This is a genomic window from Geodermatophilus sp. DSM 44513 (assembly GCF_032460525.1).
GTDB lineage: Bacteria > Actinomycetota > Actinomycetes > Mycobacteriales > Geodermatophilaceae > Geodermatophilus.
The window spans coordinates 3,597,062-3,620,917 of the sequence record NZ_CP135963.1; the positions used below are offsets into that span (position 1 = coordinate 3,597,062).

The 23,856-nt window shown below is 74.4% G+C and carries 22 protein-coding genes; 9 read left to right on the forward strand and 13 right to left on the reverse strand.

Going from position 1 to position 23,856, the window contains the following annotated elements; all coding sequences use genetic code 11:
* Positions 1-46: 46 nt before the first annotated feature.
* Genes cofD through rfbA form a run of 3 tightly spaced genes read left to right on the forward strand, consistent with a single transcriptional unit; the run spans position 47 to position 2,967 of the window.
* The gene (cofD, locus tag RTG05_RS17440; protein WP_315912000.1) at positions 47-1,021 is read left to right on the forward strand and encodes a 2-phospho-L-lactate transferase; all 975 of its coding nucleotides are present in this window, start codon (positions 47-49) and stop codon (positions 1,019-1,021) included.
* A complete protein-coding gene (locus RTG05_RS17445) occupies positions 1,014-2,069 on the forward strand; it encodes a coenzyme F420-0:L-glutamate ligase (RefSeq protein WP_315912001.1) in 1,056 nt (351 codons plus the stop codon). The genes cofD and RTG05_RS17445 overlap by 8 nt, the downstream gene beginning before the upstream one ends.
* Positions 2,070-2,097: 28 nt before the next feature.
* Positions 2,098-2,967, forward strand: a complete 870-nt coding sequence (gene rfbA, locus RTG05_RS17450) for a glucose-1-phosphate thymidylyltransferase RfbA (RefSeq protein WP_166526167.1) — start codon at positions 2,098-2,100, stop codon at positions 2,965-2,967.
* Between the two features lie 10 nt (positions 2,968-2,977).
* On the opposite strand, the gene RTG05_RS17455 is transcribed toward rfbA, so the two are convergent.
* The 5 genes from RTG05_RS17455 to RTG05_RS17475 form a co-directional block, all read right to left on the reverse strand.
* Entirely contained in the window at positions 2,978-4,252 is a 1,275-nt protein-coding gene (locus RTG05_RS17455) for a hypothetical protein (protein WP_166526168.1), read from the reverse strand.
* 226 nt (positions 4,253-4,478) lie between these two features.
* The gene (locus RTG05_RS17460) at positions 4,479-6,443 is read right to left on the reverse strand and encodes an HNH endonuclease signature motif containing protein (protein ID WP_315912002.1); all 1,965 of its coding nucleotides are present in this window, start codon (positions 6,441-6,443) and stop codon (positions 4,479-4,481) included.
* A gap of 117 nt (positions 6,444-6,560) precedes the next feature.
* Complete coding sequence (locus RTG05_RS17465) at positions 6,561-7,856, reverse strand: Rv1352/Rv1906c domain-containing protein (RefSeq protein WP_166526170.1); 1,296 nt, start codon at positions 7,854-7,856, stop codon at positions 6,561-6,563.
* A gap of 130 nt (positions 7,857-7,986) precedes the next feature.
* The gene (locus RTG05_RS17470; RefSeq protein WP_166526171.1) at positions 7,987-8,916 is read right to left on the reverse strand and encodes a DNA-3-methyladenine glycosylase family protein; all 930 of its coding nucleotides are present in this window, start codon (positions 8,914-8,916) and stop codon (positions 7,987-7,989) included.
* A gap of 38 nt (positions 8,917-8,954) precedes the next feature.
* A complete protein-coding gene (locus RTG05_RS17475; protein WP_166526172.1) occupies positions 8,955-9,725 on the reverse strand; it encodes an SDR family NAD(P)-dependent oxidoreductase in 771 nt (256 codons plus the stop codon).
* A 244-nt stretch (positions 9,726-9,969) separates the two neighbouring features.
* On the opposite strand from RTG05_RS17475, the gene RTG05_RS17480 reads away from it, so the two are divergent.
* On the forward strand, positions 9,970-10,386 hold the full coding sequence (locus RTG05_RS17480; protein ID WP_166526173.1) for a hypothetical protein: 417 nt from the start codon (positions 9,970-9,972) through the stop codon (positions 10,384-10,386).
* Positions 10,387-10,408: 22 nt separating this feature from the next.
* Here the strand turns inward: RTG05_RS17480 and RTG05_RS17485 are convergent, their stop codons facing one another.
* The 4 genes from RTG05_RS17485 to RTG05_RS17500 form a co-directional block, all read right to left on the reverse strand.
* Positions 10,409-11,389, reverse strand: a complete 981-nt coding sequence (locus tag RTG05_RS17485; protein ID WP_166526174.1) for a hypothetical protein — start codon at positions 11,387-11,389, stop codon at positions 10,409-10,411.
* A 41-nt stretch (positions 11,390-11,430) separates the two neighbouring features.
* Complete coding sequence (locus RTG05_RS17490; RefSeq protein ID WP_166526175.1) at positions 11,431-12,384, reverse strand: hypothetical protein; 954 nt, start codon at positions 12,382-12,384, stop codon at positions 11,431-11,433.
* Between the two features lie 608 nt (positions 12,385-12,992).
* Positions 12,993-14,537, reverse strand: a complete 1,545-nt coding sequence (locus RTG05_RS17495; RefSeq protein WP_166526176.1) for an SGNH/GDSL hydrolase family protein — start codon at positions 14,535-14,537, stop codon at positions 12,993-12,995.
* 235 nt (positions 14,538-14,772) lie between these two features.
* Positions 14,773-16,848, reverse strand: a complete 2,076-nt coding sequence (locus tag RTG05_RS17500) for a hypothetical protein (RefSeq protein WP_166526177.1) — start codon at positions 16,846-16,848, stop codon at positions 14,773-14,775.
* A 489-nt stretch (positions 16,849-17,337) separates the two neighbouring features.
* Between RTG05_RS17500 and RTG05_RS17505 the strand changes: the two genes are divergently transcribed.
* The 5 genes from RTG05_RS17505 to RTG05_RS17525 all read left to right on the forward strand — a co-directional run bounded on the left by RTG05_RS17505 (position 17,338) and on the right by RTG05_RS17525 (position 20,578).
* Positions 17,338-18,597 (forward strand): lipopolysaccharide biosynthesis protein, encoded by a 1,260-nt coding sequence (locus tag RTG05_RS17505; protein WP_166526178.1) that lies wholly within the window; start codon positions 17,338-17,340, stop codon positions 18,595-18,597.
* The gene (locus tag RTG05_RS17510) at positions 18,594-19,598 is read left to right on the forward strand and encodes a glycosyltransferase family 2 protein (protein ID WP_208104634.1); all 1,005 of its coding nucleotides are present in this window, start codon (positions 18,594-18,596) and stop codon (positions 19,596-19,598) included. Before RTG05_RS17505 ends, RTG05_RS17510 begins: the two co-directional genes overlap by 4 nt.
* Positions 19,599-19,656: 58 nt before the next feature.
* Positions 19,657-19,938, forward strand: a complete 282-nt coding sequence (locus tag RTG05_RS17515; RefSeq protein ID WP_166526179.1) for a type II toxin-antitoxin system Phd/YefM family antitoxin — start codon at positions 19,657-19,659, stop codon at positions 19,936-19,938.
* Positions 19,935-20,210 (forward strand): type II toxin-antitoxin system RelE family toxin, encoded by a 276-nt coding sequence (locus RTG05_RS17520; RefSeq protein WP_166526180.1) that lies wholly within the window; start codon positions 19,935-19,937, stop codon positions 20,208-20,210. Before RTG05_RS17515 ends, RTG05_RS17520 begins: the two co-directional genes overlap by 4 nt.
* Positions 20,211-20,326: 116 nt before the next feature.
* A complete protein-coding gene (locus RTG05_RS17525) occupies positions 20,327-20,578 on the forward strand; it encodes a type II toxin-antitoxin system VapB family antitoxin (RefSeq protein ID WP_166526181.1) in 252 nt (83 codons plus the stop codon).
* A gap of 64 nt (positions 20,579-20,642) precedes the next feature.
* Here RTG05_RS17525 and RTG05_RS17530 read toward each other — a convergent pair whose 3' ends face one another.
* The 4 genes from RTG05_RS17530 to RTG05_RS17545 all read right to left on the reverse strand — a co-directional run bounded on the left by RTG05_RS17530 (position 20,643) and on the right by RTG05_RS17545 (position 23,772).
* Positions 20,643-21,068 (reverse strand): DUF2304 domain-containing protein, encoded by a 426-nt coding sequence (locus RTG05_RS17530; RefSeq protein WP_166526182.1) that lies wholly within the window; start codon positions 21,066-21,068, stop codon positions 20,643-20,645.
* Positions 21,065-21,802, reverse strand: a complete 738-nt coding sequence (locus RTG05_RS17535; protein ID WP_166526183.1) for a glycosyltransferase family 2 protein — start codon at positions 21,800-21,802, stop codon at positions 21,065-21,067. The genes RTG05_RS17530 and RTG05_RS17535 overlap by 4 nt, the downstream gene beginning before the upstream one ends.
* A 215-nt stretch (positions 21,803-22,017) precedes the next feature.
* Positions 22,018-22,941: a hypothetical protein gene (locus tag RTG05_RS17540; protein ID WP_315912003.1), complete on the reverse strand. Its 924-nt coding sequence runs from the start codon at positions 22,939-22,941 to the stop codon at positions 22,018-22,020.
* Positions 22,942-23,649: 708 nt separating this feature from the next.
* Entirely contained in the window at positions 23,650-23,772 is a 123-nt protein-coding gene (locus RTG05_RS17545) for a hypothetical protein (protein ID WP_315912004.1), read from the reverse strand.
* Positions 23,773-23,856 lie beyond the last annotated feature (84 nt).

Consider the following 23,856-nt stretch of genomic DNA (forward strand, 5'->3'; position numbering starts at 1 on the left):
ACCTCGACACGCCCGGCTAACAGTGCACAACTGCCCATCGGGCACGATGAACTTCGTGCACATCGTCGTCCTCGCCGGAGGGGTCGGTGGGGCCCGGTTCCTGTCCGGCCTCCGCGCGGCCGCGCCCGACGCCCGGCTCACCGCCGTCGTCAACACCGGCGACGACGCGACGATGCACGGGCTGCGGATCTGTCCGGACCTCGACACGGTCATGTACACCCTCGGCGGCGGCATCGACGCCGGCCGCGGCTGGGGCCGGGCCGACGAGACCTGGACGGTGCGCGAGGAGCTGGCCGCCTACGGCGCCGAGCCGACCTGGTTCGGCCTGGGCGACCGCGACCTGGCCACCCACCTGGTGCGCACCCGGATGCTGGACGCCGGCTACCCGCTGTCCCAGGTCACCGCGGCGCTGGCCGACCGGTGGCAGCCCGGCGTCGAGCTGCTGCCGATGAGCGACCAGCGGGTGGAGACCCACGTCGTGGTCGCCGGCACGGACGACGAGGGGCGCCCGACCGGCCGGCAGCAGGCCATCCACTTCCAGGAGTGGTGGGTGCGCCACCGCGCCGAGCCCGAGCCCCGCGCCTTCGTCCAGGTCGGGGTGGACGCCGCCCGCCCGGCACCCGGCGTCACCGAGGCGTTCGGCACCGCCGACGCGGTGCTCCTGGCACCGTCGAACCCGGTGGTGTCGGTGGGCACCGTCCTCGGGGTCCCCGGACTGCGCGACGCGCTGCTGGCCACGCCGGGCCGGATCGTCGGGGTCTCACCGATCGTGTCCGGCGGCGTGGTGCGCGGGATGGCCGACCGCTGCCTGCCCGTCCTCGGCGTGGAGGTCAGCGCGGAGGGCGTGGGGCGGCACTACGGCGCCCGCTCCGCCGGCGGGCTGCTGGACGCCTGGCTGGTGCACACCGGGGACCGGGCCGCCGTGCCCGGCGTCGACGTCCGCGCCGTCCCCCTGCTGATGTCCTCCCCCGAGGCGACCGCGGCGCTGGCGCGGGCCGCGCTCGACGCCGCAGGTGTCTAGGCCCCCGGCCGGCGTCTCGGTCCACCCGGTCGCCGGCCTGCCGGAGTTCGCCCCCGGCGACGACCTGGCTGCCGCGGTCGCCGGCGCGGCACCCTGGCTGGCCGACGGCGACGTCGTCGTGGTCACCTCCAAGGTGGTGTCCAAGGTGGAGGGCCGGCTGGTGCCGGTCCCGCCGGGCACCGACCGGGAGGCCGCCCGCCAGCGCGCCATCGACGCGGAGACCGTCCGGGTGGTGGCCCGCCGCGGGCCGCTGCGGATCGTGGAGACCCGCCAGGGCTGGGTGGTGGCCGCCGCCGGGATCGACGCCTCCAACGTGGCCGGCGACGCGCTGGTGCTCCTGCCCGAGGACGCCGACGCCTCCGCCCGGGCGCTGCGGGACCGGCTGCGCGCGCTGCTCGGCGTCACCGTCGCGGTCGTCGTCAGCGACACCTTCGGGCGCACCTGGCGGGACGGGCTGACCGACGTCGCCGTCGGGTCGGCGGGCATCCCCGCGCTGGTCGACCTCCGCGGTGCGGTCGACGCGTTCGGCAACCGGCTGGAGACCACCCAGGTGGCGCTGGTCGACGAGCTGGCCTCGGCCGCGGACCTGGTGAAGGGAAAGCTCGCGGGCATCCCGGTGGCCGTCGTCCGCGGCCTGGCGTTCGACCCGCCCGCCGAGGACGCCGGCACCCGCCCGCTGGTGCGGCTGGGCCCCGGCGACCTGTTCCCCTACGGCAGCCGCGACCTGGTGGGCACCCGCGCGCCCGGCCGCGACCTGCTGCCCCGCCCCGGGGAGCGCGACGCCGTGGCCGCGGCCTTCCGGCTGGCCACCACCGCGCTGCCGGAGTTCCCCGTCGTGCTGCGCCACGGGGGCGAGGGCGACGGCGTGGTCGACGTCCACCTGCCCGAGCGGGCCACCACCACGGCGGCGCTCAACCTCGGGGCGCTGCTCGGCGCGGTCATCGTGCAGCTGCACGCCGAGGGCTGGACGACCCGCTGGGAGCCGGTGGGCACGCCCGGCGGCACCTCCCTCGTGGGGAGGTTGTGGGTCGGTCAGCCGGCTCCCTGAGCGGGCGCGCTGGGTAGCGTCGCCGGTCATGCGCGGGATCATCCTGGCCGGGGGCACCGGCAGCCGCCTCTTCCCCATCACGCAGGCGGTCAGCAAGCAGCTGATGCCCGTCTACGACAAGCCGATGGTCTACTACCCGCTGTCCACGCTGATGATGGCCGGGGTCCGCGAGGTCCTGGTGATCACGACGCCGGCCGACCAGGAGGCCTTCCGCTCCCTGCTCGGTGACGGCACCCGGCTGGGGATGCGGATCGAGTACGCCGCCCAGCCGCGGCCCGAGGGCCTGGCGCAGGCGTTCCTCATCGGGGCGGACTTCATCGGGGACCAGGCCGTGGCGCTCGTCCTCGGGGACAACATCTTCTACGGCGCCGGCCTGGGCACCGCGCTCTCCCGGCTGCCGGAGCCCGACGGCGGGCACGTGTTCGCCTACCACGTCGCCAACCCGCAGGACTACGGCGTGGTGGAGTTCGACGCGGACGGCCGGGTGCTGTCGATCGAGGAGAAGCCGGCGAAGCCGAAGAGCTCCTACGCCGTCCCGGGGCTGTACTTCTACGACCGGGAGGTCGTGGACATCGCCCGCGGGATCAGGCCCAGCGCCCGCGGGGAGCTGGAGATCACCGCGGTCAACGAGCACTACCTGCGGCGGGGGCGGCTGACCGTCACCGCGCTGGACCGGGGCACGGCCTGGCTGGACACCGGGACCTTCCAGTCGCTGCGGCAGGCCACGGAGTTCGTGTCCGTCGTCGAGGACCGGCAGGGCCTGAAGATCGGCTGCATCGAGGAGGTCGCCTGGCGCAACGGCTGGCTGGACGACGCGGGTCTGCGGCGGGCCGCCGAGCCGCTGGGCAAGAGCGGCTACGGCGACTACCTGATGCGGCTGCTCGCTGAGGGGCGCTGAGCCCCTGGCGTCAGTCGCGGCCCCGTCCCCGGCTGCTGCCGGCGGCCACGGCCACGGCGAGGCCCAGGGCGACCGAGCCGCCGAGGGCCGCGGCGAGGACGCCGACGCCTCGGGTGTCGAGCACGTCGCCGGCGATGCTGGACGCCGTCTGCAGGTCGACCTCCGTCGCCTCGTCGGTGGGGGTCGGCGCGGCCGGTGCCGGGACGTCCGCCTGCGGCGCAGCGGCCGCCGGCCGGACCGCGGGGGCCGGGGTGGCCACGGGTGCGGGCGCCGCGGCAGGTACGGGGACGTCGACCTCGACGGCCTCCGCGGACTCCACCGGGGTCTCCCCGGGCGCCGCCGGCTGGACCGGCTGGGGGGCGGCGGTGTCCTGGGGCAGAGCCGGGGCGGCCTCGGGCACCGCGCCCTCCGCCACCGGAGCGGCAGGCTCGACCGGCACCGGAGTCTCCACCAGGACCGGGACGACCTCGGGAGCCGCGGCGTCCGCCGGCGAGGGGACGTGGGCCGGCAGCGGCGGATCGATCGGGACGGCGTCCTCAGGGGTGTCGGTTTTCCCCACCGGGACCACCGGCTCACCGGCGGTCGGCTCGGCAGAAGGCTCGTCGGCCGCGGCCGGCGAGGCAGGCGCGGACGGCGCGGGCACCGGGAGCTCGGCCGGGAGCACCCCGGGCGCCGGCGCCTCGGCGGGGTCCTGGACGAAGGTCAGCACGACGAAGACGGGCGCGTCGTCCTCGACCGGCGTCACGGCAGGGACCTCGGCCGGCGTCCCGGCGACGACCGCGCCACTCGCCTCGGCGAGCTCAGCCGGCGCCGAGGCGGTGAGGTCCTGGGCTGCGGCCGTCGGGTCCTCGACGGCCGCAGCGTCCACGGCGGCGGGTTCCGCCGGGCGGACGAGCACCGTCTTATCCCCCAGCGCGAGGTGGTACCGCGCCGTCGCGGTCTCCTCCTCCGGCAGCACCGTCGCGCCGGGGTCCGTTGCGTCGGCAGCGGTCGGGGCCGTCGCAGCCGGGGGCTGGTCGTCGTCCCGGCCGAGGTCGACCACCAGCGTGCTGCCGGGCGTGACCGCCACCCGCTGGGTGACCGGGCCCGTGCCCTCGACGGACGACCCTCCGCTCAGCACGGTGACGTCGACGCCGGTCACGCCCGCGGGGACGGTGACCAGCTGCGGGCTGTCGGTGTCGGCGGAGGTGCACGTCGCGGTCGCCCCGTCGGCGGACAGCACGCACGGCTCGGCGGCGCCGGCGACGGCGGCCTGGAGCAGTCCGGTGCCGAGGAGTCCGGTCACCCCCGCGAGCACGAGGGTGGAACGGAGGGCAGCGCGTGACACGGTGGTACTCCCTGGGTCAGAGCGCACCGCTCGCTGCCGCACCGGCCGTCGAGCGACCGCTGACGGCCATCGATGCCGGAACGTTAGGAACTCGGCTCAACACTCAGGGTGAAGACACGCAGCGCGGGGTGACTGTGACACCTGGGGTGTCCGCCGCAGCCCGCCTCCGGGGCGGAGTGGGGCCTCAGTAGGGCGGTGGGGTGGTGACGGCGGTCAGCCCGGTGGGGGTGGTGACGGTCAGGGTCCCGTCGGGCGCGAGATCGTGGCTCCAGCCGGGGGCCTGGTGCTTGCCGCGGTGGTCCCGGGTGCAGTAGCCGGCCAGGTTGGCCGCCGAGGTCTCGCCTCCGTCGGCGTGCGGCCGGTGGTGGTCGAGCTCGCCGCCCCTGGGCACGCGCCGCCGGCAGCCGGGGAAGCGACACCGCCGGTCGCGGGCGCGCACCCAGCGGTCCAGCGCCGCACCGGGGCGGTAGCCCTCGGTCGGGTCGGGGGCGCGCAGGCCGGGGCGGCCGGTGAGGTCGTGCCCGCAGGTGTCCGGGCGCCGCCGGCAGGCCGGCCGGCCGCAGTGGGCGACGCGGCGCAGTCCGGGCAGGTCGGTCAGCGTGACGAAGGCGCCGGTGACCGCGTCGGCGAGCACCAGGCGGGGCCGGTCGGCCAGCCCGCCGCCGGCGGTGGCCTCGAGCAGGGCGGCCAGTGCCTCGCGCTGCGCGTCGGCGGCCACGGCGAGGGCGGCGAGGGTGTCGAGGGCGGCGTCCACCTGCCCGGCGGGACCGGATCGCCACCCGGCCTCCACCTCGGCAGCCGCGCGCTCGGCGGTGCGGACGCTGCGCTGGGCGTGGCCGAGGGCCAGCCGGGCGGCGTGCACCGCGCTACCGGCGTCGTCGACCGCCCGGTCGGCCGCGGCCCACCAGCCGGTCCCCGCGGGCGGACAGCCGGTGCCGGACGACGGTGGCGCGCCGGCCGCACCGTGGTCGTCGAGCGGGTCGGGTTGCTCCTCGGGCACCGGACCGGCGTCGGCGTCGGCGTCGGCGTCGGCGTCGGGGACACGAGGCATCGGCGGTGGCTCGTCGCCGAAGGCGGCACGCACGAACTCGTCGAACCAGCGGTCCAGCTCCTCGCCGTCCAGCTCGGCCACGGCGCGTTCCTCCGGGCCGCCGACGAGGTCCACCGGCTCTCCCCCGGCAGACGGCAGCGGCTCGGGGCCGGCGGTGGTCGGCTCCTGACCGGCGAGGGCGTGCACGAGCTGACGGGCCATCTCCGCGGGCAGCACCTCGCCGTCCAGCTCGGCCGGCGCGTCCCCGCCCAGCACCGTGGCCACCGAGGCGACCAGGGTGAGCAGGACCTGCACGGGTGGCAGCTCGTGCTCCCCGGGGCGCAGCACCAACTCCATCAGCGCGTCGGTCATCTTCTCCCCGCGCGTCCGGGGCGGCTGGCCCTCCTCGTCGACCACCGCGTCCGCGCACTGCCCCAGCGCGGCGTGGAACACCCGCGCCTCGGGCAGGGTGCAGTACACGCTGAGGGTGGCCATGCCGTCGGTGCGGTCCGGGTGCACCGAGACGCCACGCTCGCGCAGTGCCCGTGCCAGCCGCCGCCCGGCCGCGGCAGCGTCCCGGCGGGCGACCAGCACCCGCACCCTGGCGCCCAGCTGCGTCGGCGTGGTGACCGTCTGCCGCCGGGCGAGCCAGGCCAGCAGCTCGGCCTCCACCTCCGCGCGCACGGCGTCCTGGGCGATGGGGGCGACCTTGTCGAGCAGGTGCCACAGGTGGCCCTCGTGCAGCTGCCCGGCCTCGAGCGCGGCCAGCGTGCCCGGCAGCCGGTGCACCAGGGTCAGCGACCGCTCCAGTTCCCGCTCGGCGGCCTCCTGGGTCAGGTCCAGCGCAACCGCCAGCTCCGTGGTGGCCCACTCGCTGACCGGGCGCAGCACCTCGGCGCGGGCCGCCCACCGCTCCGCCGACATCGCGCCGCGCTCGCCCTGCGCCCGGTCCGCGGAGGCCGGCCGGGACTCGGCGAACGCGACCACGGCGCGGGCCCGCAGCGCTGCCTGCCGGGACATCTCGCGCGCCGCGGCCTGCACCGCACCCAGCGACCCGGACGCCCACCCCACGCTGGGCGCGACGACACCTGGCGCGGCGGCCTGGACGTCCTCGATCACGTGTTCGATCCTACCGGTGACACGCCGCCGACGCAAGAAAAACGTGCAGGTCAGCGACGTAGACGGTGCCCGCCAGGACGACGGTCGTGTCGTCCCGGCGGGCATTGGCGGAGTGGACTACCCGGTCCGCGTCCAGGTGCCGCAGCGTGCGCTGCTGAAGCCCGCGTCGGACGCCGAGATCGTCACGATGGTCGAGCCGACGTCGTTGGTGATGACGCCGTCGATCCCCTCGCGCGAGAAGTTCGACAGTCGCTCCCAGTAGCAGTCGTCGGGGACGCCGTCGGCACGGTAGGTACCCGCGGCGATGTGCGTCCCGACCTGGAACGTCCCGCTGCCGAAGACGGTCTGGGGAGCCGGCGGGTAGGTGGACGCCAACGGTTGCCAGGTGCCGCACCTGCTGGACTCGAAGCCAGCGTCACCGGCCTCGATGGTCACGATCTCGGGACTGCCGATGCCGTTGGCGATGATCTCGTCCAGCGAGCCTCCGAACCCGGAGACCCGCTCCCAGTAGCAGTCGTCCGTGGTCGCAGAGGCACGGTAGGTGCCGGGGGCGACGTCCGCGCCGATGCGGTAGGTGCCGTCCCCGAACGACCCGTTGCCCGGCGGAGGCGGCGGAGGCGGCGCAGCGGCCCCGCGGCGGACGCCGAGGGTGTCGATGCGGTCGCCGTTCCAGTCACCGCTGAACGCGGTGTCGGTGGGCTCGCCGTAGTCGAGGACCCGGTCGGCCACGCCGGAGGTGAGCGAGTTGCGCAGGAAGTAGGTGGCACCGCGCCGCACGCCGAGGGTGTCGCCGGCCTGTGCACCGGACCAGCGCCCGACGAGGACGGCGTCGCCCGGGTCGCCGTAGGAGAACTCGCTGGAGGCCACGCCGGTGCTCAGGTCGTTCTTCACGAAGTACCGGCCGCCCCGGCGCACGACCAGGGTGTCGCCGCCGCGGCCGTCCCAGTCGCCGACCAGCACGGTGTCGCCCGGGTCGCCGTAGACGAACTCGGTGTCCGCCCGCCCGGTCGTGACGCTGTTCTTGACGAAGAAGGTGCTGCCCCGGCGGACCGCGAGGGTGTCCGAGCCGTTGCCGTCCCAGTCGCCGACCAGCACCGCGTCGCCGGGGTCGCCGTAGCTGAAGACGACGTCGGCAGGACCGGAGGTCGCGCTGTTGCGCGCGTAGAAGGTGTTGCCCCGCCGCACCAGCAGGGTGTCGGTGCCGTTGCCGTCCCAGTCGCCGACGTACACCTCGTCGGAGTACTCGCCGTAGCTGAGCTCGATGTTGGCCTTGCCGGTGAAGGCGTCGTTGAGGAAGTACTGCGTCCCCACCCCGCCCACCGTCGTCCCCTGCGCCGCCGCCGGACCCGTGCCGGCGAGCACGCCGGCCGTGACCACCGCGGCCGCCAGGCCCGCGCGCGTTGCCCGTCCCATGTCCCGCCCCCGTTCCCGGCGCCCCCGCGGCGCCGACGGCGACCCTGGCACGGGAACCGGACGGATCAGGAACTGACGGGGCCGGACGAGGCCCCACCCGCCCCAGGTGTCCCTCGAACGGGTGAGCGCCTCAGATCCTCCGGTGGTCCGTCGGCGCGGTGCGGGGACCGCGGCGGGGTGGCCGGCTGCCGCCGATGGCCAGCAACCGGACGACGCGCTGCCGCTGCCCGCGCCACGGTTCGAGCAGCTGCATCATCCCGTCGTCGTCGGTGCGCACCCCGGCCAGCGACCAGCCGACCAGGTTCTTCAGGTGGTAGTCGCCGTAGCTGACCGTGTCGGGGCAGCCGAGGACACGCTGCACCACCTCCGCCGCCGTCCACACGCCGACGCCGGGCACCGACCGCAGCCGGCGCTGCAGGTCCCGGCAGTCGATCTCCTCCCCCGGCTCCAGTCGGGAGGCCACGCTGGCCACCGCCCGCAGCGCCCGGCGGCGGGCGCCGTCCAGACCGCAGCGGTGCCACTCCCAGTCGGTGACCGCGAGGACCCGCTGGGGGCTGGGCACCACGCGCATCGCCGCGGGCGCCGGGCCGGGGGCGGGGTCGCCGGCCAGCCGCAGCAGCGCGCGCCACACGCGGTGGGCCTCCACGACGGTCACCTTCTGCTCCAGGACGGCGGGCACCACCGCGTCCCAGGTGCGCCCGGTGCGGCTCATCCGCAGCCACGGCGAGGCACGGTGCACCCGGTCCAGCAGCGGGTGGCCGCCGGGCTCGAACTCCTCGGGCCGGTCGTCGGCGCCCAGCCACGACGGGACGGCCGCCCCGGCCCGCTCGGCGCCGGCACCCCACGCGCGCACCCGCACCTCGCCGCCGCGGACGGAGACGTGCACGGTCGCCGGGCCGTCGGCGGTGCTGACGGTGCGCCAGCAGCCGTCGTCGCCGTGCTGCAGGGCCGGGTCGCCGGCGCTGCGCTGGTGCGGGTACAGCGTGCGGCGCAGGTCCAGCGGCCAGGACGGCCGCCAGGTGTCGGTGAACGTCGGCGCGTCCAGCGTGGTCGTGCTCACGGTCGTGCTCCCCGGGGAAGAGGGACCTGCGGTCAGGGTCAGCGCGGCGCCATCCGCAGGGCGCCGTCCATCCGGATGACCTCGCCGTTGAGGTAGCCGTGCTCGACGACGTCCAGCGCCAGCTGGGCGAAGTCCGCCGGGCGGGCCAGCCGGCGCGGGAACGGGATGCCGGCGGCCAGCGCGGTGCGGGCCTCCTCGGGCAGGCCGGCCAGCAGCGGGGTGTCCACCAGCCCGGGGGCGATGGTGCACACCCGCACGCCGACGGCGGCGAGGTCGCGGGCGGCGGGCAGGGTCAGGCCGACGATGCCGCCCTTGGACGCCGCGTAGGCGATCTGGCCGATCTGGCCGTCGTAGGCGGCGATCGAGGCGGTGTTGACGACGACGCCGCGCTCGCCGCCCTCCCCCGGCTCGGTGGTGGCCATGGCGGCCGCGGCCAGGCGCAGCACGTTGAAGGTGCCGACCAGGTTGACCATGACGGTCCGGGTGAAGCCGTCGAGGCCGTGCGCCGAGCCGTCCCGCTTGACCACGCGCTCGGCCCAGCCGATGCCGGCGCAGTTGACCGCGACGCGCAGCGGCCGGTCCTTGCCGGTGGCCTCGGCGATGGCGGCCTGCACCGAGGCCTCGTCGGTGACGTCGGTGCGGACGAACGTGGTGTGCCCACCCAGCTCGGCGGCCAGCGCCTGCCCGCGCTCCTCCTGCAGGTCGAGGACGGTCACGGCCGCTCCGCGGGCGGCGAGGGCGCGGACGGTGGCCTCGCCGAGGCCGGAGGCGCCCCCCGTGACGACGGCGGCGACGTCGGGGATCTGCATGCGGGGACCCTAACCGCGCCCCGCGCCGGCCCGGCCGGAGGTGCGGCGAGCGGCGCGGTCCCCGTGCGGGCGCGGTGTGCGGGCGCGCAGTTCGTGCACGCATCGTGCCCTCGACCCGCCTAAGGGAGCAGTACGTGCACGAACCGCTCCCGTCAGCCACCCGCGAGCCGCCCCGCCCGGCTCTGCGACGGCGCGACCGCACCCCGTAGCCTCGGCCCGACTCGAACGACGGAGGGGAGCAGCCGTGTTCCAGACGCTGACCGGGGACGTCCAGGGCCCGCTCGAGGTGAGCAGCCTGGTCAAGGTGGACGGCACCGTGCACGGCGGCGCCCTCGTCACCGGGGGGCGGCTGGAGCTGCGCGGCACGGTGCAGGGCCCGCTGGAGATCCGGCTGGACGGGCAGGCCGACGTCGTCGCCGTCGTCAACGGCGACGTGCACGCCCGCGGCGGCACGCTGGTCTTCCGCGGCGTCATCAACGGCCGGCTGGGCGTGAAGCCGGGCGCCGACGTGCAGGTCGCCGTCGGCACCGTGCTCAACGGCCGCCGGCTGGAGGCCGACGGCTCCTTCACCCAGCTGCAGGGGCCGGGTGAGCTGACCATCCGCGAGGACGCGCCGATGATGCGCCCGCAGGAGGACGGCACCTGGACGCCGGCCGGCTGACCCCGGCACCTTGCGGATCCGCTCAGCCCCGCGGCGGCAGCAGGCGGTCGTCCGAGGCCTGCCAGGGACGGCGGACCGCGAGCCCGTCACCGAGCAGCGTGTGCAGGCCCTCGGCGGTGGAATAGGTGTACTCCGCGGCCATCACGAGAGCCGTGTCCCCCGGGTCCCCGTAGACCAGGGTGCGGACCGTGCCCGGGTCGGCGCCGGTGTCCTCGACCTGCCACAGCTCGCCGGACTGGTGGTAGACGTTGCCCCTGCGCACGGCCAGCTGATCGGCACCGTCGGGGTACGCACCGCGCTGGACGCCGTAGGGGTCGTTCCGCCGCGGCGCCACCGGGGTGCCGAGGACCGGCGGGGTGGCCCAGTCCCCCACCAGGACGGTGTCGCCGGGGTCGCCGAAGCCGAACTCGTAGTCGGCGACCTCCGCCTCCAGGTCGTTCGCGACGTGGAACCGGTTGCCCCGCTGCACCATCAGGGTGTCCGTGGTGACGGCCGACCACGTGCCCGGGCCGTTCTCCCCGGCGTCCCAGTTCCCGACGTGCACGGTGTCGCCGGGGTCTCCGTAGGCGACGACGAGGTCGGCAGGCCCGTCGCTGAGCGCGTTCCTGAGGTGGAACTCGTTGCCCCGCCGGACGGCGAGGGTGTCGCGGCCGTCGCCGTCCCAGTCACCGACGAGCACGACATCGCCCGGGTCGCCGTAGTGGAAACCTGCGGGGTCCCCGCCACGGACGACGAACCAGTTGCCGCGGCGGACCATCAGCTCGTCACGGCCGTCACCGGGCAGCCACCCGGCCCGGTCCACGAAGTCCCCGACGTACACCTCGTCGTGCGGGTCGCCGTAGACGAACCAGGCCACGGCTTCACCAGTGGGGTTGCCGGCGCCGGAGACGAAGTAGACGTGTCCGACGCCGCCGACCGGGCTGCCCTGGGCGGCGGCCGGCACGGCGGTCACGGGGGTCACGGCCGCGACGAGGATGAGGACGGTCAGGGCACGGGTGCGCACAGCTCTCCTCGATCGGGGGGACGGCGGCGCGGCTAGGTGCGTCAGCGGCGGACGGCGATCCCGTCGCCGGTGAGGGTCTGAGACGTGCTGCCGTCGTCGTAGGTGACATCGGCAGCGGCCACGAACGCCGTGTCGTCGGGATCGCCGTAGGCGAAGGAGTCGATGACGGTCAGGTGCTTCCAGTAGGAGGTGCGGCCGAACCAGACCTCCTCGGAGAGGATGTAGGTGTTGCCACGGCGGACGGCGAGCTGGTCGCCACCGTCACCGGAGTAGCCGGGGTAGCGGTGGTCGGTCTCCCACTCGGGCGTGTCCGGGTCGTTGCCGTACGACGGCGGCCCGGCGAAGTCGCCGGCGAGCACGGTGTCGCCCGGGTCCCCGAAGACGAACTCGTACTCGGCGACGTCGGGCGTCGTGTCGTTCGTGACGAGGAACCGGTTGCCCCGCCGCACCATGAGCGTGTCGGTGACGTTCGGCTCCGGGCGGTCGATGCTGTCGCTGCCGCTGTCCCAGTTGCCGACCAGCACGGTGTCGCCCGGGTCGCCGTAGACGAACTCGGAGTCCGCCCTGCCGGTGGTGAGGTCATTCTTGACGAAGTAGCGGTTGCCGCGGCGGACGGCGAGGGTGTCGGTGCCGTCGCCGTCCCAGTCGCCGACGAGCACGGTGTCGCCGGGGTCGCCGTAGGCGAACCCGGTGCCGCCCTGGCCCTCGATGACGAAGGTGTTGCCGCGCCGGACCACGGGCTCGTCCTGGCCGTCGCCCCCGACGGCGCCGGTGGCGTCGACGAAGTCGCCAAAGTAGACCTCGTCGCCCGGGTCGCCGTAGACGAACACCTCCGCGGCCTGGCCGAAGCGGTTGCCGGCACCGGCGAGGTAGTAGGTGTTGCCGCTTCCGCCCACCGGGTCACCCTGAGCGGCAGCCGGCGTGGCGGTGCCCACGGCCAGGCCGGCGGTCAGCCCCAGGACGAGGACGCCGATCGGCGCGGTGCGCTGCTGCACTGAGTTCTCCCGTCACGCGCGCCACCAGGCCGACCGACCCGAACAGGAGTAGCGCGCTGCCCTGATCAACCTACCGTGCGTGAGAGCCGCTGGTCAGTGCGCTGCCCGCCGGTGTGACGGGAGTGGCCGAGGGGGTGACGGGACACGTCACGCGCGTGCTCGGTGTGTGCACCGCTGGCACGCATCGCGAGGGGCGAGCTCGGAGGCGCCGGCCTCGAGGATGCCTTTTGGGTGCTCCTGCTCGCGCACGGGTCACGGCTCGCCCAGGCCCGGTCGACTACCGATCCGCAGGCCGCCGACTCCAGTCTCCGAGGCCGCCGCTGACCTGGCCGGGGTCGACGTCCCGGTGTGGGAGTGCGCCGCGAGCGCCTCGTCCGCGGCCACCCCGGCCGGCTGACTCCGGAGGACGTCGACGGCGTGCGCTTCGTCCTGCGGCGGATGATCGACCTCGGGTGACCCACGGTCCCCCGACGACCTCACGGCGCTCCCCCGCGGCTCGACGGAGGCGACCCCGGTCCTGCGGTGGTGCACCCGGATCCGCGGTGGTGCAGGACCGCACGCGGAGGCCGAGCACCGCAGTTCCCGCCAGAGGACGGCGACCGGCGCGGTCAGCGGGGGCCGCGGCGGGCGGCGGCCTGCCAGGCGGCGTCGGCGATCGTCCGGCCGGCGGCGAAGGCGGCCTGCGGGGTCGGGTGCAGGTCGTCCGGGCTGGCGCCCGGGGCCCACCGGTCGCCGGCGGTCAGCGGCAGCCAGGGGTCGACGTAGCGCCAGCCCTGCTCACTGGCCAGGGCGGCCAGCCGGGCGTTGAACTGCTCGCGCGCGCCGGGCAGCCAGCCGATCGGCACGATGCCCACCGCCAGCGTGTTCCGCGCCCCCACCTTCGCGGCGATGGCCTGCAGGTTCCCGGCCGTCACCTCCCACGGCACGCCGCGGATCACGTCGTTGGTGCCGCCCAGCAGCACCAGGACGTCGGCGTCCGCGGGCGCGACGTGCGCCAGCATCTGCGCGGTCGTGGTGCCCGGCACCGCCCAGCCGCCGGCGAGCTGCAGCCGGCCTGCGGTCTCCCCCTGCAGCCAGGACGAGGGGCCGGGGGCGCCGAGGTGGTCGTAGTGCCGGAAACCCGCGGTGATCGAGTCGCCGACGGCGGCGTAGGTGCGCACCCCGCCGTCCGCGGCCGACGGGGCGGCCGGCGCCGGCGGGGTGTCCGTGCCGGCCGGGACACCGGCCCGCCGGACGCCGAAGCCGTCCCCGTACACCGTCTGCGGACCGCCCGGCGTGGGGTACGTCCGCGGCAGCTGTGCGGCGAAGGCGGTGTCACCGGGCTCGCCGTAGGCGACCGAGGACCGGGTGGGCAGGGCGGAACCGCGCCGCGCCGTCCACACCTCCGCGGACAGGTGGTTGACGTTCCCGCGGCGCACGGCCAGCTGGTCGGCGGAGTCCCCGGAGCGACCGGGGGTGCCGGGGCCCGGCGCGGTCGCCCAGTCACCGACCAGGACGGTGTCGCCCGGCTCGCCGAAGAAGAAGTCCGCGTCCGCGACACCGGTGGCCAGGGAGTTCTTGACGAAGTAGTGGTGGCCGCGCCGGACCATCAGGGTGTCGGTGGTGACCGGGCGCGGCGCGTCGGCGGCGCTGGTGTCGCCGTCCCAGTTGCCCACCAGGACGACGTCGCCCGGGTCGCCGTAGACGACGACCGCGTCGGCGACGCCGCTGGTGAGGCTGTTGCTCAGGAAGTAGGAGTTGCCGCGGCGGACGGCGAGGGTGTCGGTGCCGTCGCCGTCCCAGTCGCCGACGAGGACGGTGTCGCCGGGGTCGCCGTAGGCGAAGGTGCGCCCGCCCGCGCCACGGACGGTGAAGGTGTTGCCCCGGCGCACCAGCACGTCGTCGCGGCCGTCACCGACCAGGGCGCCGGAGCGGTCGATCACGTCGCCGAGGTAGACCTCGTCGTCGGCCCGGCCGAACCAGAAGCGCTCCGCGGCCACCCCGGAGGTGTCGCCCGCGCCGGAGAGCAGGAAGTGGTTGCCCGCGCCGGCGACCGGGCCGCTCTGCGCCGTGGCGGGGAGCAGGGCGCCCACGCCGAGGCCGGCGGTGAGGACGGCGGTCAGCGCGCCCAGCCGGCGTCGCCGGCTCCGCACCCGTTGCCGTGCTGCGCGCATCGCCCTGCTCCTCTGCCCCGCCCGCCCCGGAGGGCCACTGCCGTCACACGTGTATCGGCCGGCTCGCGCGGATCTTGAGGCGTGAGTGAGGCGCTGGCCCGCCTCGCAGCGGGAATGCAAAACGACCGAACCCCCGCCCGGGCCGGGTGGCCCGAACGGGGGTTCGGTCGTTCAGTGCAGGGGTGCGGTGCCGGATTCAGCCGCGGGGGTAGGTGCCGGCGGGCTCAGCCGAGGCTCAGCCGAAGTTGCGACGGACGCCCAGGCCATCACCCTTGACGGTCTTGGGCTCGCCGCCCTGGTACACCGGCTGGCCGTCCGAGCCGTAGACCCAGTCGCCCTTCTTGTGGATCAGGACCGGCTCGCCACCCTTGTACAGGGTCATGTCGAGGTCGTCACCGGTGACGAAGAGCTTCGCCTCGGTCCCGAGGTAGACACCCGGCTCAGGCTTCACGTCGGCGTCCAGGTCACTGACCTTCTTGTTGTCGGTGGTCGGCACGTCGTACTGGCCCGTCTGGCGGGTCACGTACCGGTTGGCCAGCTCGTCGTCCGCGATGTTGGTCGCGGAGGCAGACCACCCCTCCGTCGCGAGGTTTCCGAGGGTCAGCGTCACGCCGGTGGCCGACGCAGTCGCCGCCGCGGAGATCGTCACGGTGGTCGCGTTGGTCACCGCGGTGATCGTGGCCCCAGCCGGGATGCTGCCGCCGGTGATGGTCCGGCCCACGTCGCCAGCGACGAAGTTGGCGGTCGCCGAGGTGACCGTGGTTCCAGGCGCGGTCGAGTCGGTAACACCGTCGCTGACCGCGCGACCCATGGGCGCAGTCCACGTGTACGCCTGCATCTGCTGGCCCTTGCGGTAGGTCACCGCGGTACCAGGGGCGTAACCCTCGGTCTCGCTGGCGGCGTCAGCCATGACCCAGGTACTCGTGCTCGGGTTCCAGATGGGGTCGTTGTTGGAGTCCAGCTTGAAGTCCGCCGTGGTGGTGATGGGCGTCGACACGTTGGCCGGGTACTGCCCGCCGACCTCGTAGACCGCTGCCGCGCCCACCAGGTGCAGCTTGACCTGACCGGAGCGGTAGCTCTTGACGTCGTTCTCCTTGACCGTCATGTAGTTGGTCGAGGCGTTGAGGTCGAACTTGCCCTCGGCAACGAGGTCCCCGTAGGTCTTCGGGTCACCGTTGGTCATGCGCTCGATCGAGAAGTCCGCCGCGAGGACGTAGTCAGCACTCTCGTGGAGGCGGACCTTGCCACCGTTGGCGGTGATCTCAGCCGCCGAGTACTTCTGCGCCTCGCCCTTGGCGTTGACCTGCCACTCACCACCGCGGTAGTGCTTCAGGTCGTCCTTGACGTAGACCTTCTCCTCGCCACCCTTGGCGGTCACCGGCTTGCCGGTCACCGGGTCCTTGACCTGGGTGCCGTCCTGCCAGTTGATGATGGGGTCGCCGGCCTTGTACGTGGCAGCCATGTCGGCGTCGTACATCTTGACCGTCTTCTCGGTCAGGACCGGGTTGCCGTTGGCGTCGAGCACCGGGGTCGGCAGGGAGACGGTGAAGACGGTGTCGTCCGGGTTGCCGTAGCCGAAGACCCGGTCGGTCTTCATCGCGCCGGCGCCCAGCTCGCTGGACAGGTGGTACTCGAAGCCGCGACGCACGGCCAGCTGGTCGGCGCCGTTGCCGCTCTCCTGCTTCTCCGCGTTGGACCAGTCGCCCACCAGGATGGTGTCGTTGGCCTCACCGAAGAGGAACGTGTACTCGGCGTTGCCGGTCTCGGTGTCGTTCTTGACGAAGTACTCGCCACCGCGGCGGACGGTCAGGGTGTCCTTGCCGTCGTTGTTCCAGTCACCGACCAGGATGGTGTCGCCGGCGTCGCCGTAGGCGAATTCGACGTCGGCCACGCCGCTCTTCGACGTGTCGTTCTTGACGAAGAACTTGTTGCCGCGGCGGACGGCCAGGCTGTCCTTGCCGTCGCCGTCCCAGTCGCCGGCCATGACCTCGTCGCCAGCGTCGCCGTAGGCGAAGACGTTGACGGTCTTGCCGTCGTGGTCGGCCACGTAGAAGGCGTTGCCGCGGCGGATCATCGGGGTGTCGGTGTGGTCGCCGTCCCAGTCGCCGAAGTAGACCTCGTCGCCCGGGTCACCGAAGACCATGACCTTCTGAGCCTGGCCGCTGGTGTTGCCGGCACCGCTCAGGAAGTAGACGTTGCCCTGGCCACCAACCGGGTTGCCCTGCGCGGCGGCCGGAGACAGGGCGCCAGCGACCAGGCCCGCGGACAGCCCCGCGGTCAGCATGCCGACCGTAAGTGCTCGCTTGCTCATGGATCCTCCATCAGTCGCGCCCCGTGTTGGGCGGCTGACAGAAAGTTAGGGGGACGGCCGGAGGCTGGCAAGGACGTTGGATGGCGATGTGTGGCGTTGTGTCGGCGAATCGTCGTGTCGTCCTGTGCACCGACACGGCAGGTCGGCGCCGCGATCCGGTGAGTCACGCCAAGCTCCGTGTCGACACCTCGTCACTGGCTGACAGTTGGCGCCTCGTCAGCCCCACGGGGAGGTGACGAACGGGTGCCGGAAGGCCTCACGCACGGATCGCCAGAAAAATCCGGGCGTCGTCCCACGAGTCACACGCCCCTCGCCCCACCCCACCCGTTGCGTGTCGGAGCGGTCTCCGAACACCACCGAAGGCGTCCCGAACGCTGCCCAGCGGCATCCGGGGGCTCGCCTAGGGTGAACACCGAGCGCCACCGGGCGCGTGCGAGGGGGAACGGAGTGGGCAGCCAGCTCTCCGCCGTCACGCGGCAGGTGGGCCCGGTGGCCGTGGGCCTCGGCGTCCTCGGCCTGGCCTCCTTCGCCTTCCTCTCCGTCAGCGGGCGCGCCCTGGGCCCCGCCGAGCTGGCGCCCCTGGCCACGCTGTGGGTGCTCGTCAACGCCCTGGGCCCGGCGCTCTTCCAGCCCCTGGAGCAGGAGGTGGGCCGCGCCGTCGCCCACCGCGCCACCCGCGGCGAGGGCGCCCGGCCGGTCTTCCTGCGCGCCTGCGCGGTCGCGGCCGGCGTGGTCGTCCTGGTCGCCGCCGTCCTGCTGCTCGCCCGGGAACCGCTGGCCGGCGCGGTGTTCGCCGGGCAGGAGGTGCTCGTGCTGGCGCTGCTGCTGGGCCTGGTCGGCTACAGCGCCGAGCACCTGACCCGCGGGGCGTTCGCCGGCGCCGGCGCGTTCGGCCGCTACGGCACCCAGCTCGCCGTCGACGGGGTGCTGCGCATCGGCAGCGCCGCCGTCCTCGCGCTCGCCGGCGTGGCGACCGCCGGCTGGTACGGCCTGTTCCTCGGGCTCGCCCCGGTCCTCGCCGTCCTGCTCACCGCCGGCCGACTCGGCCCGGCCACCCGGCCGGGGCCGCACCACTCCTGGGGCGAGCTCACCTCCGCCGTGGGCTGGCTCGTCCTGGGCGCGGTGGCCGGCCAGTTCGTCATCAACGCCGCACCCGTCGCCGCCTCGCTGCTCGCCGGCGCCGACGAGCAGGGCCGCGCCGGGGTCTTCATCAGCGTCCTGGTGCTCGCCCGCGTGCCGCTGTTCCTCTTCGCCGCGATCCAGGCCTCCTTCCTGCCCGGCATGGCCGCCCTGGCCGCGGCCGGTGACACCGCGGGCTTCCGCCGCCGCCTGGAGCTGATCGTCGGCGCGGTCACCGCGCTCGGCGCCGCCGGGCTGGTCGTCGTCCTCGCCGTCGGACCGGAGCTGGTGCGACTGGTCTACGGGCCCGCCTACGTCACCACCCGCGCCGACCTGTGGCCGCTCGCCGCCGCCAGCGGCCTGTTCATGGTCGCCTCGGTGCTGGCGCAGACCCTGGTGTCGGTCCGCGGCTACCGGGCGTCGGTGCTCGGCTGGCTGGCCGGCACCGTGGCCTTCCTGCTCGGCCTGCTCCTGCCGCTGCGCCTGGAGCAGCGGGTCGGGCTGGCCTTCCTCGCCGGGAGCGTGGTCGCCGTCCTCGTCCTGGCCGTCGCCATGCGCGTGCGGCTGCGCGCCCCGCTGGTCGCGGGCGACCCGGCGCGCCAGGAGAGGGAGGACGTCCCCTGGACGTGACCGCGGTGGTGCTCGCCTACGGCGAGCAGCCCTACCTCTTCGACGTCGTCGACCGGCTGCTGGCCTCGACCGGCGTCGGCGTGCGCGTCGTCGTCGTCGACAACGGCTGCACCAGCCCGTCGCTGCAGCCGCTGCGCGACCGGCCCGGCGTCACGCTGCTGGAGCCCGGCACCAACACCGGGTTCACCGGCGGCTGCAACCTGGGTGCCGCCGCCACGGACTCGCCGTACCTGGCGTTCATCAACTCCGACGCGCTGGTCGAGCCCGACGCCCTCGCCGAGCTAGTGACCGTCGCGGCCCGCCCGGAGGTCGGCATCGCCTCGGCCAGCCTGCGGCTGGCCGCGGACCCCGCCCTGCTCAACACCAACGGCAACCCGGTGCACGTGCTGGGGCTGTCCTGGGCCGGTCACCTCGGCGAGCCGGCCGCCCGCTTCCCCGACGAGCTGCCGATCGCCAGCGGCACCGGCGCGGCGATCGTCCTGCGGCGGGAGGTGTGGGACGCCCTCGGCGGGTTCACCGAGGAGTTCTTCGCCTACTGCGAGGACGCCGACCTGTCGCTGCGCTGCTGGCAGCAGGGCTGGGAGGTCCGCTACGTGCCGACGGCGGTGGTGGCCCACCACTACGAGTTCAGCCGCAACCCGGCGAAGTTCTACCTGCTGGAGCGCAACCGGCTGGCCATGGTGCTGAGCCTCTACCAGGGCCGCACGCTGCTGCTGCTCGCCCCCGCGCTGCTCGCCTTCGAGGTGGCCATCGTCGGGGTGGCCGCGCTGAACGGCTGGCTGCCGCTGAAGCTGCGCGGCTACCGCTGGCTGGTGGCCCACCGGCGGTGGCTGGCTGCCCACCGCTGCGCCGTCCAGCGGGTGCGCCGCCGCTCCGACCGCGAGCTGGCCGGCCTGCTGACCGCCCGCTTCGACCCGTCGGTGCTGCCGCTGCCGGCCGGCGGCGGGGCGCTCAACGCGGTGATGAGCGGCTACTGGGGCGTCGTCCGCCGATTGCTCTGACGTGATCCCTGAGCCGGACAGGGTGGACGACGATCGACGATGTGGTCATCTTCTGACCATGACGACGCTGTCGCTGGCCGATGTGAAGGCACACCTGTCCGGACTCGTGGCACGGGTCAGTGGCCAGCACGAGCGGGTCTACGTCACCGTGCACGGCCGTCCCTCCGCCGTACTCCTGGCGCCGGAGGACCTCGAGTCGCTGGAGGAGACGATCGAGATCCTGGCCGACCAGGACGTCATGCGCAGGCTGCACGCCTCGGAGGCCGAGCTGAGCGCGGGTGATGTCGAGACTGAGGAGCAGCTGGCGGCGGCGATGCGGCGGCGCGGCTCCTCGGCGTGACAGATCCAGGCCGCTACGTCCTGGCCGTCACACCCACGGCCCGACGGCAGCTCACCGAGCGCCTACCCGAGGCCGTCGCGGCCGCCGCGTACGAGTTCATCGTGGGGCCGCTGCTCGACGAGCCGCACCGAGTGGGCAAGCGACTGCGCCCGCCGCTCGACGACAGGCACAGAGCCCGTCGCGGCACCTACCGGGTGATCTACCGCATCGACGAGGACACCCGCACGGTGGCCGTCGTCGACGTCGCCCACCGCCGCGACGCCCATCGCTGACCGGTCGTGCAGCGTCGTCCGTCGTCCGCACCGTCAGACGGCCGGTTGCTCCACTGTGCGTGCCGGCGCGTCCGGTGCGCCGTCCCCACGGCGGCTCGTCTCCCGACACTGCGTCGGTGGCACCGAGCATCGAGAGCGACGAGGCGGACCGACCGGCCAGGGACCTGGCCGACGCGACACACGAGTCGCTGGCCGAGGCCGTCCCCACCGCGTCGCACGAGCGACTCGACCGCGTCCGTGAGGAGCACCGTCGGCTCATCAGCGAGGCCGTCACCGGGCTGTCGGCGGAGTACACCGCACTGCCTGTGGTCGATGAGCGGGATCCCGACGCGGTCCTGGGCCACGACTGGCGCGGCCTGCCCACCTGACGGTGCCCGTCGTCGACCTCGGCCGCGCTCGTGGACCTCACGTCTCCGTGGGAGACGACAGCCGCTACCGCGTGACGGCGGGGCGCTGGACGCGCTGGTGAGCAGCTGACAGCGCGGCGTCGTCCGCGGCCTGCTGCGTGCGGGCCTGCTGGGCCTCGACGTGCCGCAGCGCGGCGTCGGCGAGCGCGACCTGGCGGGCCAGCAGCACTAGCCGGGCCTCCTGCTCGCGGAACCGGGCGCTCGTGCTGCCCACCAGGTAGATGATCACCAGGGCGAGGACGTAGAGCAGCAGGTCGGTGCCGCGGGTGACGCCGGTCCAGTCGGCCAGCGACTGCAGCGTGTCGGGGAAGAGCACGGCGAGCACGCCGGCCACCACGGTGAGGAAGGCGATGATCTTCCGGCGGGCCTGGCCGCGCAGCGACGTCCGGGAGCGCAGGGAGCTGACGACGGCGATGACCAGCGCCGGGACGAGCAGGAGCTGGATGATCACGAGCGGCCCCAGTGCGTGACGCGGTGCGCGGCGACCTCGGCGAGGATGTTGACGCTGTTGAGCAGCGGCTGACCCTTGGCCTTGGAGTACTCGGTGTAGAGGATGTGCACCGGGTACTCGGTGATCCGGTGCTCGGGCCGGGTGAGGTGCCGCTCCAGCTGCGAGGCGTAGGCCATGCCGGCGTAGGACAGCCGGATGTCGGCGGCCACGTGCCGGGCGACGATCCGCAGTCCGTTGTGCGCGTCGGTCAGCCGGGTGCCCTCCCCGCGGTTGAGCAGCGTGCTCGCCGTCTTCAGGATGACCCGGCGCAGCCAGCTCATCTGGGTGGGGCCGTCGCCCTCCAGGAACCGCGAGCCCATGACCACGTCGTAGCCCTCGCGGATCTTGCCGATCATGCCGAGCAGGTCGGGCAGCTGGTGCTGGCCGTCGGCGTCGAAACAGGCGATGTAGCGGGCGTCGGTGAGCATCAGCGCGGCCTCGAAGCCGGTCTGCAGCGCACCGCCGGCGCCGAGGTTGATCGGGTGGCTGACGCGGAAGGCCCCGGCCTTGTCGATCTCGTCCGCCGACGTGTCGGTGCTCGCGTCGTCCACGGCGATGACAGACAGCCCCGCGGCGACCAGCTCGGCGATGACCCCGCCCACGACGGGCGCCTCGTTGTAGACGCGGACGACGACGACCGTGTCGTCCCAGCAGGGGTCCGGCGGGTTCGGTGCGCCCATGGTGGCGGTGCCCATCGCTTCGGATGGTAGGACGCCCGTCGTCGACACCTGGTCGACGACCGGCCGGACACCGAGGGCTGTGCTGACCGGGCTCACCCACCCAGAGTGCAACACCCGTCGCCGGACGGTGACGAAACCGGGACCGTGTTCACCTCTGCCGTCCCACCGATCACACGAGTCACACGCGTCCGCCGGGTGCGGTCTCGTCGGGACCGGCGATGCCGTCCACCTCAGCCGCCGACGGCTCGGCGGAGGTGGTCGTCGGCGCGCCACCAACCTGCGTCCTGGGAGACGGCGCACCCGTCCAGGGCGATGACGGTCCGGCCGGGCTGGGATCCGAACAGCACCGCGAACCTCCTGTGCTCGACGCGGCTGCAGCCCCGGTCGGGGCGCACCAGGTCCAGTGCCGCGTTCACCCCGGCGACCTGATCGGCGGTGAGGGTGCGGTGCGCCTCCAGGTACCCGACCCGCATGCCCTCCTCGGCCGCGACGCGGTACATGCAGACCGACACCGGAGCGGACAGCGGCGTCGGGGTGGGGTCCCCGCGTTGCGGGGGCTGCTCGATCGAGAGCACGTCCTTGGTCTCGTCCGGGCAGCTGGTGTCCACCGACAGCTGGCTCCGGCTCTGGCCCTCCTGCTGTTCCCCGACCACCGCGGTGATGAGCGACGCGTAGGCAGACTTGGCCGACTCCGTGGGGGCGCTGCAGGGGCCCACCGGCGCCCGGACGGCGCGCGTCCCGTGCTCGTCGTGCAGGTGCACCACGAGCGGATCCACCCCGGCGGCCGTGCACGCCATGTCGGCGACGGGGGGTTCGTCCGGTGAGCGGTAGGCCTCCAGCAGGGCACCGAGGCCGCCGGTGACGCGCCGGACGACGTGGAACGACCAGCTGCCGTCGCCCGGCACGGTGCGGATCTCGTAGGAGCAGACATAGGCGTCCATGGGCCCCCCGGTGTCACCCGACAAGCGGCTCGACTCCTGCGCCGGACACGCGACGTCCGGGGTCACCGCCGCGGACGACGGCGTCAGCTCCGGCGGATCGGACGGCGGGCTGTCGCCACCGGACTCGGCAGCCCTGGTGCCGGCGGCCTGGCCACAACCGGTGAGCGCGACGATCAGGAGCAGCCCCGCAACGCAGCTGCTCACCCCGCTCATGCCACCAGCAGAGCACCGCCTCGCGGGGGATCCCCAGAGGCCTCCCCACAGCGTTGCGCACTCGTCACCTGGGGTGGTGCCCCGTCCCGGTGGTGCGTCGCCCGGGGCGACGCCGCCGTTGAGCAGTAGGCGTCGACGCTCAGGCCCCGACCGAGCGAGACGGCCGGCGGTCAGCCGTGCCGGGAGCCGTGTCGCCGCTTGACCTCCACAGGCAGCTGCCGGACTGGCCCGGCGAGGACATAGCCAAGCACGGAGGGCATCGACCCGGCTCTGAGGGCCACCGTGGTCCTGGACCGCGACCGACGCCGCACCGCCGGGAACGCCCCGGGACCGATGACCGGTGCCAGGCCGCTCGCCGAGCTCGCGCTCGTCACCACCCCAGTGGCGGCAGGCTGATCGCCGCGCTCACCGCCCGCCGCCAGAACGCACCGGCCGCCGACCCCCGCGACGCCGACGGCGCCTGTCTCGTCTGGGCCCGCCCGCCGATCGCCGAGAGCCGGTTCTTGGCCCGCGAGGTGCGCTGCCCGAGCCCGTAGCGGACCCCGCGGGTGCGAGCGTTGGTGCGGCCGATCCGCGCTCCCCGGCCGCGGGCGCCTTGTTAGAGCAGCATGCGGGCCTGCTCGGCTTCGGCCGCGCGCAGCGCCACCCGGTGGGTGAACAGGTCGCACATGGTCAGCATCTCCGTGCGGACGTCCTGGCTACTGCCGATCAGGGTGAACTCCAGGGCCGGCCCCGGGACTGCAGCAGCTTGATCGCCGTGCTGAGCCGGGCGTCGGCCACCCAGGAGCTGACCGCGGCGAGCTCGGCGATCACGACGACGACCTGCAGCACCGTCCTGGTGAGGGAGGAGTCGCGGTCTTCTCGTGCAGCTCCGCCTGTTGGGCCCCTCCGCAGGCGTTTCCGCGGAAGCGACCG